14 protein-coding genes are annotated in these 13,961 nt (G+C 54.8%); 11 read left to right on the top strand and 3 right to left on the bottom strand.

The features are described 5' to 3' along the window. Positions 1-9: 9 nt before the first annotated feature. The 3 genes from gatB to gatC are packed head-to-tail and all read right to left on the bottom strand — an operon-like array spanning position 10 to position 3,211. Complete coding sequence (gene gatB / locus ACIKP9_RS11265; protein ID WP_400882798.1) at positions 10-1,446, bottom strand: Asp-tRNA(Asn)/Glu-tRNA(Gln) amidotransferase subunit GatB; 1,437 nt, start codon at positions 1,444-1,446, stop codon at positions 10-12. Continuing rightward, a complete protein-coding gene (gene gatA, locus ACIKP9_RS11260) occupies positions 1,446-2,915 on the bottom strand; it encodes an Asp-tRNA(Asn)/Glu-tRNA(Gln) amidotransferase subunit GatA (RefSeq protein ID WP_400882795.1) in 1,470 nt (489 codons plus the stop codon). Before gatA ends, gatB begins: the two co-directional genes overlap by 1 nt. Before the next feature lie 8 nt (positions 2,916-2,923). Then, positions 2,924-3,211, bottom strand: a complete 288-nt coding sequence (gene gatC / locus ACIKP9_RS11255) for an Asp-tRNA(Asn)/Glu-tRNA(Gln) amidotransferase subunit GatC (RefSeq protein ID WP_400882792.1) — start codon at positions 3,209-3,211, stop codon at positions 2,924-2,926. Between the two features lie 120 nt (positions 3,212-3,331). Here gatC and ACIKP9_RS11250 point away from each other — a divergent pair, with 120 nt between their 5' ends. The 11 genes from ACIKP9_RS11250 to lipA all read left to right on the top strand — a co-directional run bounded on the left by ACIKP9_RS11250 (position 3,332) and on the right by lipA (position 13,955). Next, on the top strand, positions 3,332-4,375 hold the full coding sequence (locus tag ACIKP9_RS11250; RefSeq protein ID WP_230342680.1) for a rod shape-determining protein: 1,044 nt from the start codon (positions 3,332-3,334) through the stop codon (positions 4,373-4,375). A gap of 118 nt (positions 4,376-4,493) precedes the next feature. Continuing rightward, a complete protein-coding gene (gene mreC / locus ACIKP9_RS11245) occupies positions 4,494-5,426 on the top strand; it encodes a rod shape-determining protein MreC (RefSeq protein WP_400882788.1) in 933 nt (310 codons plus the stop codon). Further along, positions 5,413-5,892, top strand: a complete 480-nt coding sequence (mreD, locus tag ACIKP9_RS11240) for a rod shape-determining protein MreD (protein WP_400882785.1) — start codon at positions 5,413-5,415, stop codon at positions 5,890-5,892. Before mreC ends, mreD begins: the two co-directional genes overlap by 14 nt. Positions 5,893-5,900: 8 nt before the next feature. After that, positions 5,901-7,838, top strand: coding sequence for a penicillin-binding protein 2 (mrdA, locus tag ACIKP9_RS11235; protein ID WP_230348593.1), 1,938 nt, complete (start codon positions 5,901-5,903; stop codon positions 7,836-7,838). Continuing rightward, positions 7,828-8,922 carry a rod shape-determining protein RodA gene (rodA, locus tag ACIKP9_RS11230; protein ID WP_400882782.1) on the top strand — a complete coding sequence of 365 codons (1,095 nt, stop codon included), beginning with the start codon at positions 7,828-7,830 and terminating at the stop codon, positions 8,920-8,922. Before mrdA ends, rodA begins: the two co-directional genes overlap by 11 nt. Positions 8,923-8,967: 45 nt before the next feature. After that, positions 8,968-9,906, top strand: a complete 939-nt coding sequence (locus tag ACIKP9_RS11225; protein ID WP_400882780.1) for a septal ring lytic transglycosylase RlpA family protein — start codon at positions 8,968-8,970, stop codon at positions 9,904-9,906. A gap of 51 nt (positions 9,907-9,957) precedes the next feature. Beyond that, positions 9,958-11,115 (top strand): D-alanyl-D-alanine carboxypeptidase family protein, encoded by a 1,158-nt coding sequence (locus ACIKP9_RS11220; protein WP_400882777.1) that lies wholly within the window; start codon positions 9,958-9,960, stop codon positions 11,113-11,115. 11 nt (positions 11,116-11,126) lie between these two features. Further along, positions 11,127-11,993 (top strand): D-amino acid aminotransferase, encoded by an 867-nt coding sequence (locus ACIKP9_RS11215; RefSeq protein WP_400882774.1) that lies wholly within the window; start codon positions 11,127-11,129, stop codon positions 11,991-11,993. Between the two features lie 4 nt (positions 11,994-11,997). After that, complete coding sequence (locus ACIKP9_RS11210; protein ID WP_400882771.1) at positions 11,998-12,291, top strand: HP0495 family protein; 294 nt, start codon at positions 11,998-12,000, stop codon at positions 12,289-12,291. Between the two features lie 51 nt (positions 12,292-12,342). Further along, entirely contained in the window at positions 12,343-12,984 is a 642-nt protein-coding gene (gene lipB / locus ACIKP9_RS11205; protein WP_400882769.1) for a lipoyl(octanoyl) transferase LipB, read from the top strand. After that, positions 12,981-13,955, top strand: a complete 975-nt coding sequence (lipA, locus tag ACIKP9_RS11200; RefSeq protein WP_400882766.1) for a lipoyl synthase — start codon at positions 12,981-12,983, stop codon at positions 13,953-13,955. The genes lipB and lipA overlap by 4 nt, the downstream gene beginning before the upstream one ends. Positions 13,956-13,961: the final 6 nt, after the last annotated feature.

The raw sequence follows: 13,961 nt of genomic DNA, 5'->3' as shown, positions 1-13,961 counted from the left end.
TCGCCAGGTTTAGCCAGCCAGCTTGCGCTTGAGGATGTCATTCACCTGGGCCGGATTGGCCTTGCCCTTGGAGGCTTTCATGGTTTGGCCCACCAGTGCGTTGAAGGCTTTTTCCTTGCCTGCCTTGAACTCCTCTACCATCGCAGGGTTAGCCGCCAGCACTTCATCGACAATGGCCTCGATCGCACCGCTGTCAGTCACCTGTTTCAGGCCCTTGCTGGCGATGATGTCGTCAGCAGTGCCTTCACCCAGCCACATGGCGTCAAACACTTCCTTGGCGATCTTGCTGGAAATAGTGTTATCCGCAATACGCTTGAGCAAGCCAGCCAGTAACGCTGGCGAAACAGGCGATGAAGCAATCGACTGGTCAGCTTCATTCAGCTTGGCGCTAACGCTGCCCATCACCCAATTGGCCACCAGCTTGGCTTCACCGCCAAAATCAGCCAGCGTCGCAGTGAAGTAATCTGCCACGCCACGGGAGGCAGTCAAGGCTGTCGCATCATACGCTGACAAGCCATAATCACGCTCGAAACGCGCCTTCATGGCCGCGGGCAGCTCAGGCAGGGTAACGCGGATAGCGTCGATATCTGCGGCAGAAATCGCCAGAGGCAACAGGTCGGGATCAGGGAAGTAGCGGTAATCGTTGGCTTCCTCCTTGCTGCGCATAGCGCGAGTTTCACCGGTATCGGGGTTGAACAGCACTGTCGCCTGTTCAATCTTGCCACCATCTTCCAGCGTCTCGATCTGCCAGCGGGTTTCATACTCAATCGCTTGCTGCATAAAGCGGAAGGAGTTGAGGTTCTTGATCTCGCGGCGTGTACCCAGCTTTTCATCACCCTTGCGACGTACCGATACGTTGACGTCACAACGGAAGCTGCCTTCCTGCATATTGCCGTCACAGATATTGATCCATTGCACCAGCTCGTGCAGCTTGCGGGCATAAGCCACCGCTTCGGCAGCTGAACGCATGTCGGGCTCGGTCACGATTTCCAGCAGGGGCGTACCAGCACGGTTGAGATCGATACCAGATTGGCCTGGGCTGGCACCATGCACCGACTTGCCTGCGTCCTCTTCCAAGTGTGCACGCGTGATACGGATGGTTTTCTCTTCTTCACCCACCTGAATAGTCAGCGAGCCCTTGCCCACCACTGGCAGTTCATACTGGCTAATCTGGTAGCCCTTGGGCAAATCGGGGTAAAAGTAATTCTTGCGGGCAAAGACTGAACGTGGCGCAATCTCTGCATCAATCGCCAAACCAAAGCGTATTGCGCATTGCACAGCTTCCTTGTTCAACACTGGCAACACGCCTGGCAAGGCAATATCCACCACATTGGCTTGGGTATTGGGCTCTGCACCAAAGGCAATGCTGCTGCCGGAGAAAATCTTGGACTGAGTGTTGAGCTGGGTATGAGTTTCCAGCCCGATAACGACTTCCCAACTACTCATTATGCAATTCCTTCTGGCATGCGAGTGTGCCAATCTGTGACCTGTTGATAGGCATGCCCGGCATTGAGCATGCGCGCTTCGTCGAAATAATTACCGATGATTTGCAGACCAACGGGTAGCTGCTTGCCATCTGCCGCTGGTGCAAAACCGGCTGGAATGCTCATGCCTGGCAAACCAGCGAGATTGACGGCAATGGTGTAAATATCCTGCAAATACATCGCCACCGGGTCATCAGCCTTTTCGCCAGACTTGAATGCGGTAGAAGGCGCAGTCGGCCCGAGGATGAGGTCACACTGCTCAAATGCCTTGGCAAAATCCTCAGCGATCAGGCGGCGAATCTGTTGTGCCTTGAGATAATAAGCATCGTAATAGCCAGCGCTCAATACATAAGTGCCGATGAGAATACGACGCTTCACTTCAGCGCCAAAACCTTCAGCACGGCTCTTGCAATACATATCCATCAGATCGTCATATTCGGCAGCACGATGGCCGAAGCGCACGCCATCATAGCGTGACAGATTACTCGAAGCCTCTGCAGGAGCCAGCACGTAGTAAACCGGGATGGACAACATAGTATTCGGCAGGCTGATCTCGACAATTTCTGCGCCCAGCTTGCGGTATTCATCCACCGCAGCCTCAATGACTTTCGCCACGCCAGCATCTAGGCCCTCAGCAAAATATTCCTTGGGCAAACCAACACGCAAGCCAGCCAGGGACTGGCCCAAGCCACGGGTGTAATCTTCTTTCTCGCGCTGTAGGCTGGTGGAGTCGCGCTCGTCAAAGCCGGTCATCACATTCATCATGATGGCCATATCTTCGGCAGAATGCGCCATGGGGCCAGCCTGATCCAGGCTGGAGGCAAAGGCGATCATGCCATAGCGCGAAGCCAGGCCATAAGTCGGCTTGAGGCCAGACAAACCACATAGCGAAGCAGGCTGGCGAATTGAGCCACCCGTGTCAGTGCCAGTGGCGGCTGCACATAAGCGTGCCGCTACCGCTGCGGCACTACCGCCCGAGCTTCCACCCGGCACGCGGTTGCGATCCCAAGGGTTTTGCACTTTGCCGTAATAGGAAGTTTCGTTGGAGGAGCCCATCGCGAACTCATCCATATTGGTCTTGCCCAGGTTGACGGCACCAGCCGCATTGAAGCGCTCGATGATGCCTGCATCGTAGGGAGCGATGAAGTTTTCCAGCATTTTGGAACCACAGGTGGTCCTCCAACCCTGGGCACAAAAAATATCTTTTTGCGCAATGGGGATACCGGTTAACAGGCCAATGTCGCCCTGGGCGATACGCTGGTCAGCGGCCTTGGCTTGAGCCAGGCTCAACTCGGGATTCACGGTGATATAGGCATTGATATCCGGGTTCAGGCGGGCAATGCGATTGAGGTATTCCTGCGTCAACTCGACACTGGAAATCTCCTTGCTGGCCAACTTTTCAGCCAGGTGCTTCAAACTTTGATTGATCATGACAAGGCTTATTCGATGACTTTAGGAACGAGGTAGAGGCCATGCTCGACGGCGGGAGCGATGGATTGCAGCAAGTCGCGCTGGTTGCTTTCGGTAACGACATCTGCACGCAGACGCTGGGTCACATCCTGGGAGTGCGACATCGGGGCAATACCAGTGGTATCCACTGCCTGCATTTCCTCGATCAGACCAAGAATACCGGAAAGCTTGACCAGGGTCGCCTCGGCCTCTTCCTCGCTGACGGCGATTCGCGCCAAGTGCGCAATCCGTTTGACGTCATGTGTATTGAGTGACATTTATCCAATCCAAATCTTAAATTTCTAGGAGATATCAGGTATTATACCTTGATTTTACGCACATCTTCAGCCGCAACATAAGGCCTGCACGGCCTGCGGCAGCTCGTCAGGATACAAATAATGTTCGGTCTTTTAAACAGTTACTTTTCTAACGATCTCGCCATTGACCTTGGCACTGCAAACACCCTGATTTACGTCCGTGGCAAGGGTATCGTCCTGGACGAGCCATCCGTGGTGGCGATTCGCCAGGAAGGCGGTCCAACCGGCAAGAAAACCCTGCTGGCGGTCGGCCTGGAAGCCAAGCGTATGCTGGGCCGCGCGCCTGCCAACATCACGGCCATCCGCCCGATGAAGGATGGCGTGATTGCCGATTTCACCATCACCGAGCAGATGCTCAAGTATTTCATCCGCAAGATTCACGAATCTCGCCTGTTCAGCCCCAACCCCCGTATTATCATCTGTGTTCCCGTCGGCTCTACCCAAGTGGAACGCCGTGCGATCAAGGAATCTGCCGAAATGGCAGGTGCACGCCAGGTCTACCTGATTGAGGAACCAATGGCTGCGGCAATCGGCGCCAATATGCCAGTTGCAGAAGCGACAGGTTCCATGGTGGTCGATATTGGCGGCGGCACGACAGAAGTCGGCGTGATTTCACTGGGCGGTATTGTGTATGCCAAGTCCGAGCGCGTTGGTGGCGACAAATTCGACCAGGCCATCATTGATTACATCCGTCGTAACTACGGCATGCAGATTTCCGAGCCTACTGCAGAATTGATCAAGAAGCAGATCGGCTCCGCGTTCCCTGGCTCCGAAGTACTGGAGCTTGAAGTCACCGGTCGTAACCTGGCTGAAGGCCTGCCACGCAAGTTCACCATTTCCAGCAACGAAATCCTGGAAGCACTGACCGAACCACTCAATGCCATTGTCGGTGCCGTGAAATCGGCGCTAGAACAAACTCCACCAGAACTGGGTGCTGACATCGCGGAAAAAGGCATGGTACTCACTGGCGGCGGCGCACTGTTGCGTGACCTTGACCGCTTGCTGCTGGAGGAAACCGGTCTGCCAGTCATCGTTGCCGAAGATCCATTGAGCTGTGTCGCCCGCGGCTGTGGTCGTGCACTGGAAGAAATGGACAAGCTGGGCAATGTGTTTGCCTACGAGTAAATTACGTTATCATGATCAAACTCAGGCCATGTAACGATGGCCTGTTTTTTATCATCCGGAGTCATGCTGGCTCCAGAGTACCCTTAGCTCACTAGACGATAACCACCCACAATCTCTCATGTCACGCGCCTTAGAACACCAACACCATACTGGCTTCTTTGTTCGCGGCCCCAGCCCTACAGCACGCCTGTTCTTTTTCTCCGTGCTTTCCCTGGTATTGATCGCCACAGATGCCAGACTGAATTACCTGGTGGAAGTACGCCAAGGTTTCATCGCCCTGTTGCACCCACTACAGATTATCGCCAATGCCCCGCTCAACGTCACCCGAGATATTGGGGAATACCTGCACAAGCAAACCACGCTGACTGAAGAAAATCATGCTCTGCGCCAACAAGCACTGGAGCACGCGGCAGAGCTGCAGCGTTTCAAGGCACTATCCACGGAAAACGAGCGCCTGCGCAGCCTGTTGGGCGCGGCCCAACTTTCGAGCCAGCCAGCACGCTTAGTCGAGATATTGCACATGGGGCGTGACCCGTTCAGCCACAAGATTATTGTCAACCTTGGCTCACGCCAGAACATCACGCCCGGCCAGGCAGCCATTGACGAGAACGGAGTAGTAGGGCAAGTGACGCGTGTCTATCCGTTCAGCAGCGAAGTCACGTTGATCACCGATAAAGAGCTTTCCATCCCGGTACAAGTGGAGCGCAACGGCCTACGTGCCATTGCTTTTGGACAGGGGCGTAGCACTACGGTTGAGCTGCCTTCCCTGCCCGCGAATGTCGACATTCGCGTCGGCGACAAACTCGTCACCTCTGGGATTGACGGCATTTATCCACATGGCCTGGCGGTTGCAGAGGTCATTCAAGTGGATACCGATGCCGACTCGCCATTTGCCCATATCATCGGCAAACCAATCGCGGGAATCGAACATCACAGGCAACTCCTGCTCGTCAGCATCCCGCAAGTTGACCGACCTGCCGATAGTAATACGGTCAAGGCCACCCGCACCCCCAAGAAAACAATACCGCCCCAACGTCATGACAACCACTAGCTTCAAACCTGTATATCTGTCGTTGCTGCTGGCATTGATACTGCAAATCCTGCCTTGGTCGGGTGATTTGCTCATGGTGCGTCCCGAGTTTCTCTTGGTGATCGTGCTGTATTGGACACTAAGAGCGCCACACCTGTGCAATATCGGGACTGCCTGGTTCGCTGGTTTGCTGATGGACCTGATTTCTGGCGGCTTGTTTGGGCAATTCGCTCTTGCTTACGCCATTACGTCTTATTTCGCAGTAACGTATCAACGTCGCTTGGCGTTGTTCAACATCTGGCAACAGGCAGGGTATGTCTTTTTGCTACTGCTATTCACTCAGCTCACCACCTTGGTATTGAAGCTATTCGCGGGCGGTGAATTACCAGGCTGGCAATACTTCCTGCCCAGCATTAGCGGCATCCTGCTCTGGCAATTCGTCATTTTCTCGCGCCTGCGTATTGATAGCCGCTCCAATCAGGCCTGATCCTGCCCATGAGATCCCGTCGTTCCGAACTCAAGAATTACCAAAAAGAACAGCACGATTTCCGCGCTAGGCTGGCCGCTGGCGCCTTGCTGGTGCTCACCTGCTTCGGCATCTTGATCAGCCGCTTCGTCTACTTGCAATATGCCAAGTACGATCATTACCAGACCATGGCAGAAAACAACCGCATCTCACTGGTGCCGATTGTCCCTAACCGCGGCCTGATCCTGGATCGGAATGGCGTCGTCCTGGCACAGAATTCCTTTGTCTACACCTTGGAAATCACGCCTGCGAAAGTCGCCAACAATGTCGAGGACACCATAGACGACCTTGCCAAGTTAATTGAAGTCAGCGCCAATGACCGCAAGCGCTTCAAGAAACTTCGTGCCCAGACACATAGCTTTGAAAGTGTGCCCATCCGCACCCACCTCAACGAAGATGAGGCTGCCAAAATCGCGGTCAACCGCTTCCGCTTGCCTGGGGTAGAGATTCGCTCGCGCCTGTTCCGCCAATACCCACAAGAAAAATCCGGCTCCCATATCATCGGCTACATAGGCCGCATCAATGATCGCGACCTGGAAAACCTCAAGGAATCAGGCGACCTCTCGAATTACAAAGGCTCTGACCATATTGGTAAAAGCGGCCTGGAACAATTCTACGAATCACAACTGCACGGCATCACGGGCTTTCAGCAGGTGGAAATCGACGCTGGCGGACATGCGGTACGCGTGCTATCCAGCACACCGCCGATTCCGGGCAACAACCTGATTTTATCCATCGACAGCAAACTGCAACGCATCGCAGAAGAAGCTTTTGGCGATTACCGTGGCGCACTGGTTGCGATTCAGCCAAACACGGGCGAAGTGCTGGCCTATGTGAGTCAACCGGGCTACGACCCCAATCTATTTGTTGACGGTATCGACAGCGAAAGCTGGAAAGAGCTCAATGAATCACTGGATAAGCCGCTGATCAACCGTCCGTTGCGCGGGGTTTACCCTCCTGGCTCGACCTTCAAACCGTTTGTTGCCATGGCAGGGCTGGAAAACGGTAAGCGCACACCCCCTTTCAGCATCAGCGACCCCGGTTTTTTCATGCTGCCCGGCAATACGCACCGTTATCGCGACTGGAAACCCAGTGGCCACGGCACTGTGGATATGCGCAAGGCAATTGCTGTTTCCTGCGATACCTTCTTCTACGGCTTGGCGATGGAGCTGGGCATAGAGAGACTCACCTCCTTCGTCAGCCACTTTGGCTTTGGTAAGCCATCTGGTATTGACATCAAGGGAGAGATGGGCGGCCTGCTACCAACACCAGAATGGAAAGCTCGCCGCTTCAAGCAGAAGTGGTTTCCGGGTGAAACCGTCATTGTAGGGATTGGCCAAGGCTATACGTTGGTCACCCCCATGCAGCTGGCGCAAGCAACGGCCATCCTCGCCAACAACGGCAAGGCAATGAAGCCACACTTGGTATCAGCCATTCAGGAAAGCAAGGGCGGTCACGTCCACTCCATTGCGTCTGAGGTGGTGGATCAGGTCAACCTGAACCCAAGAAATATCGAGATCGTTAAGCTAGGCATGATGGACGTGACATTGCCAGGAGGCACGGCCGCCCGGCTAGGTGCAGACAGTCCATATCTCATGGCATCCAAGACCGGGACCGCCCAGGTCGTCGGCATCAAGCAAAACGAAAAATACAATGAAAGCAAGATGGCAGAACGCCACCTCGACCATGCCCTGTTTATCACCTATGCGCCAGCGGAAGACCCTAAGATTGCCATTGCCGTCATCGTGGAAAATGGCCGCCATGGCGGCTCCACAGCGGGGCCGATTGCCAGGCGCGTGATGGATTACTATTTGCTGGGCAAGGAACCGCCATCAGCAAAACCAGCCGTAGAAGATGCCAGTGTGGGCGCACCTGTCACGCCAGAGGGTCACAGCCATGATGAATAAACTACTCAACCGCCTGGTGAAGCATATCGATGGCTTTCTCATGAGTTGCCTGATTATCACCATCGTAGTGGCATTGTGCGTACTTTACAGCGCATCCGGCCAAAGCATGGGCAAAATCAGTAACCAGCTGATCAATATCACGGTCGCCCTCAGCCTGATGTGGATTGCAGCAAATATACCGCCGCAAATCCTCGAACGCATTGCGCTCCCAGCCTATGCGCTAGGGGTATTGCTCTTGATCAGCGTGGCGCTGTTTGGTGAAATCAGCCATGGTGCCCGGCGCTGGCTACATATCGGCGTCGCCAAGATCCAGCCTTCGGAACTCATGAAAATTGCCGTGCCTCTGTTATTGGCCTGGTACTTTGCCCGGCGAGAATCTGCAGCAACGTTCAAGGATCATGCCATCGGTGCCGTACTGCTTGCCATCCCGGTTGGCCTGATCATGAAGCAGCCTGACCTAGGCACCTCGCTGATGATCGCAGCCTCGGGCTTTTATGTGCTGTTTCTCGCTGGCCTGAGCTGGCGCCTGTTGATAGGCGCTGCTGCCAGCGTGGCCATCATGGCCCCCATACTCTGGACCATGCTGCATGATTACCAGCGACGACGCATCGAAATCCTGTTTGACCCTTATCAAGACCCGCTAGGAGCGGGTTACCACACCATCCAGGCCAGTATTGCGCTAGGCTCTGGTGGGCTCGCTGGCAAAGGCTGGCTCAATGGCACGCAGTCACAGCTGGATTTCCTACCAGAGCGCACCACAGACTTTATTTTTGCCGTGTTTGGTGAGGAATTCGGCCTACTAGGCAATGTGCTGCTGATTTTACTATTCACCATCATCATCGGGCGTGGCCTCGTGATCGCTGCGCAAGCGCAAGGCACTTTCAGCCGCCTGTTGGCTGGCAGCATCACGCTGACCTTCTTCACCTATGTATTTGTTAACATTGGCATGGTCAGCGGTATATTGCCCGTAGTTGGTGTACCCTTGCCACTCATCAGTTATGGCGGCACCTCGCTGGTCACCCTGTTGGTTGGCTTTGGCATACTCATGAGCATCCATACGCACAAAAAGCTTGTTACCTCGTAGTCAAGAAAGGAGCGAAGCAGGCAGTTCCCAGGCCTGTATGACCCAATGAAGCTGATACGCAACCTGATTCCTGGCATGATTGCCCTCACCCTGGTGGCCTGTGGTGGAGGTACCAGTGTCAAACCAGACGCAGGCAAACCTGCAACCACGACGCAAAAACCCACCCCAAAAAAAGGCGGCTACTATCTGGATGATGGCCCTGGCGACAATCCACCCGCCAATATCGACAGCATCCCCGATGCAGTACCACGGGCAGAAACGCCCTTGCCACGTGCCAATCGCCCCTATAGCGCACTAGGTCGCCGCTATACTCCACTGACTGACCATACGCCTTACAAGCAGCGTGGTGTTGCCTCATGGTACGGCAAGCGTTATCACGGACAGAAAACCTCCAGTGGCGAAGTGTATGACATGTATGCCATGACCGGCGCACATACCATCCTGCCATTGCCCAGCTACGTTCGCGTCACTAACCCGGAAAATGGCCGCTCTGTGATCGTGCGCATTAATGATCGCGGGCCTTTCCATGATGACAGGTTGATTGATCTTTCCTATGCTGCTGCCTATAAGCTACGTCTGATTGAAAAAGGCAGTGGCATCGTTGATGTAGAAGCCCTCGATGAAAATGGCAAGCCCATTAGAGGCAGCAGCGTCAGTGCGGCACCAGCTCCTGCCGTCCCAGCCCCAGCAGAATCAAACAGCAATGGTAGCCTGACGAATGCCATGAACGAGCCTGTGACCAACCAGATCATCACAGGTGCTTATGTGCAGGTAGGTGCCTTTTCGGTCAAGGCTAACGGGGATAAGCTGGTCGAGTCCTTGCAGCAAAACAAGCTTGCCGAGAATGTCCAGGTAGAGAATTGGTATAATGCTGGAACTTATCGCGTGCGTCTTGGGCCATATAGCAGCCGTCAGCAGGCCGAAGCTGCTGCGGCAAAAATCAAGCAAACGCTTAATACCAACGCTATTGTGGTATATCAATAAGTTGCGCTACCCCCCGACTTGAACCCTAGATTAATGAGTTAAAGAAATTCTATGTCCTATCTTTCCCTCCACAAGCCAGTGATCGTGATCGCTGCAGTGACTGCATTTGCAAGCCATGCCTTTTGGGCACAGGCCGCAGATATTCCCCAACCTCCAGCGCTAGCCGTCAAGTCTTACCAGCTGTATGACTTCAATAGCGAGCGTGTGATTGCACAGCAGGATGGTGCTTCACGCGTCGAGCCAGCATCGCTCACCAAGATCATGACTGCCTACCTGGCATTCAAGGCACTGAAGAATGGGCACTTGACCCTGACGCAGACTTTGCCGGTGAGCGTCAAGGCATGGAAGGTGGAAGGCTCCAAGATGTTCATCGAACCCAACAAGCCGGTCACGGTCGATGAGTTGCTGCACGGCATGATCATCCAGTCTGGCAACGATGCATCCATCACCCTGGCAGAAGGCATTGCTGGCTCAGAGGAAGGCTTTGCCGAACTCATGAACAAGGAAGCCGCCCGCTTAGGCATGCGCGACAGCCATTACATGAACGCCACTGGCCTGCCTGACCCTCAGCATTACACAACAGCGCACGATCTCGCCCTGCTGGCAGCAGCACTGATCCGTGATTTCCCTGATCAGTACCAGCGTCTCTATTCGGTCAAGGAATATACCTACAACAAGATCAGCCAGCCCAACCGTAACCGCCTGCTGTGGCTAGACCCTTATGTGGATGGCATGAAGACTGGCCATACCAAGAGTGCCGGCTACTGCCTGGTCACCTCGGCCAAGCGTGGTGATACCCGCATGATCTCAGTTGTACTCGGCGCTCCCTCCGACTCCGCACGTGCTACCGAAAGCCAGAAGCTGCTTAACTACGGCTTCCAGTTCTACGAATCCAAGCTGGTGTACAAGCGTGGTGCTGAAGTCAGCACACTCAAGGTATGGAAGGGCGCTGAAAACAACCTGGTCGCCACCGTTGCCAAGAATGTCTCCATCACCCTGCCAAAGGGCGAGTATGCCCGCGTCAAAGCCAAGGTTGTCAGCCAGCAACCCCTGGTGGCACCGGTGAGCGCAGGCCAGCAAGTCGGCACCATCCAGTTCATCCTGGATGACAAGGTGATTGCCGAGCACAAGCTGGTGGCTGCCAAGAACGTAGAAGTCGCTGGTATCTTTGGCCGCCTGCTGGATACGATCAAGCTCTGGTTTGAATAATCGCCACACGCATGAGTGACACCGTCTATTTAAACGGCTCATTCCTGCCACTGGAACAAGCCACGATCCCGGTACTGGATCGTGGCTTTATCTTTGGCGACGGGGTGTATGAAGTCATTCCAGTGTACTCGGCACAGCCGTTCCGTCTGGATGAACACCTTGGCAGGCTGGCACTCAGCCTAGAGGCCATTCGCATCCATAACCCGCTTGATATGGAAGCTTGGCGCAATGTCGTCATCAAACTCATTAACGCCAATCGGCATTTGGATGACCAATCACTCTACATTCAAGTCACGCGCGGCGTAGCACCGCGCGACCAGGCATTTCCAAATCCGGAAGTCGCCCCCACTGTTTTGCTCATGAGCATGCCACTGGTAACACCATCACCTGCACTCATCGAGTCTGGTGTTAGCGCCATCACGGCACTTGATATTCGCTGGCAGCGCTGCAATATAAAAGCCATCTCCCTGCTTGCCAATGTATTGTTGCGGCAGGAAGCCGTGGATCACGATGTGGCAGAAACCCTGATGCTGCGCGATGGCTACCTGACTGAAGGCAGTAGCAGTAACATCTTTGTCGTCAAGGATGGCGTATTGCTGGCACCACCCAAGAACCAGCACATGCTCCCGGGTATCACCTATGACGTCGTGTTGGAGTTGGCACAAGCGCACGACCTACCCCACAGGATAGCCCCAGTCAGCGAGGCACAATTGCGATCAGCTGATGAAATCTGGCTCACCTCCTCCACGAAAGAGGTGCTGGCCGTGGTGATGCTGGATGGCGTAGCAGTGAATGATGGCAAGCCCGGCCCGATATTCAAGCGCATGTATGCGCTATATCAGGCATTCAAGAACCAAGTAATGAGGCCTAAAAGGTAAACATATGGCACATGACCCAAGCAATCAAGCACCCAGCGATCAGGAAACCCTGATCGAGTTCCCTTGCGACTTTCCCATCAAGGTGATGGGCGAGGCTCATGAGGAATTTGCCAACCTGATCCTGCATGTCATCCAGGAGCACCTGCCCGAATTTGACGCAACTCGCATCGAGATGCGTGCCAGCACTGGCGGCAAATATGTCAGCCTGACTTGTACCGTACTCGTACAGTCCAAGCCTCAGCTGGATGACATTTATCGCTCCCTCACCTCGCACCCCAAGGTCAAATACGTTCTGTGATCGCTTTTGTGATTCCCAGCACAGCGCCATCTTGCCTTGCCGTTTGACCACATGCATCAACCACTGATTATCCGCACCTTGGGACGCACCGACTATATGGCGACATGGCAAGCCATGCAGGCCTATACCCTGTCACGCACCCTGGATAGCGCGGATGAACTCTGGCTCACCGAGCATGCCCCGGTGTATACGCTGGGACTGAATCGCAAGGCGGTGCGCCCACCTAGCCGCGACGACATCCCCTTGATTGAAGTGGACAGGGGCGGCAAGATCACCTATCACGGGCCTGGCCAAGTCGTCATCTACCTATTGATCGACCTTAAGCGCCGCGCCATCAGCGTGCGCTCACTGGTCAGCGCCATGGAAAATGCCATCATCGACCTGCTGGCGGAGTATCAAATCCAGGCCGAAGCTCAAGCAGATGCGCCCGGGGTCTATGTGCAAGGTGCCAAGATTGCCTCTCTCGGCCTGCGCCTGAAGAACCAGCGCAGCTATCATGGCCTGGCGCTCAATATTGACATGGACCTGGCACCCTTTCTCGCGATTGACCCTTGTGGCTATCAAGGCCTGCAAGTCACCCAGGCAAAAGACTTGGGGCTGACCCTTAGCCCAAACATTGCGGCACAAAAGCTGCTTGAGAATTTGACACGGCAGTTAGGCTATACTGACTGCTTGCACGAGACGACTTTATGACAGAAACCACGGAACGCATCGCCCCGCCCCGCAAGGTGGCAGGCACCAAGGAAACCAGCGCCGAGAAAATGGCGCGCATCCCGATCAAGATCATTCCTATGCCCGCCATGCGCAAGCCGGAATGGATACGCATGAAAGTGCCGGATAGCGCACGCTTCCGCGAAATCAAGCAGGTGCTGCGCGATAACAACCTGCACACCGTCTGTGAAGAGGCCTCCTGCCCCAACATTGGTGAATGTTTCAGTGGCGGCACCGCCACCTTCATGATCTTGGGCGATATTTGCACGCGCCGTTGCCCATTTTGCGATGTGTCACACGGCAAGCCGCTGCCGCCAGATGTCAATGAGCCAGAGAATCTGGGGCGTACCATCGCCCAGATGCGCCTCAAGTATGTGGTCATCACCAGCGTGGATCGTGACGACCTGCGTGATGGTGGTGCACAGCATTTTGTCGACTGCATTGCCTCAGTGCGTACCCACTCACCTGAGATCAAGGTAGAAATCCTGGTGCCTGATTTCCGTGGCCGCCTGGATCGTGCCATCAATATCCTCAAGGCAGCACCGCCTGACGTGATGAACCACAACCTGGAAACCGTACCACGCCTGTACAAGGAGGCACGCCCCGGCTCCGATTACCAGAATTCTCTCGATTTGCTCAAAGAGTTTGGCGAGCTGCATCCCGATGTGCCAACAAAATCTGGCCTAATGCTTGGTTTGGGCGAAACTGACGAAGAGATCCTGGCCGTCATGCGTGACCTGCGGGCACACAACGTCACGATGCTGACGCTAGGGCAGTACCTGCAACCCAGCGCCCATCATTTGCCCGTCAAGCGCTTTGTCACACCACAACGCTTTGCCGAGTTCGAGCAACAAGCCCTGGCCATGGGCTTCACCCACGCCGCTTGCGGCCCGATGGTGCGCTCCTCCTATCACGCCGACAACCAGGCACAACAAGCAGGAGTCAGTTTCTAAACTTCC

The organism is Methylobacillus methanolivorans, from assembly GCF_044751345.1.
GTDB lineage: Bacteria > Pseudomonadota > Gammaproteobacteria > Burkholderiales > Methylophilaceae > Methylobacillus > Methylobacillus methanolivorans.
Note: the sequence above shows the minus strand (reverse complement) of the source record. Positions and strands in the feature narration are given on the sequence as shown.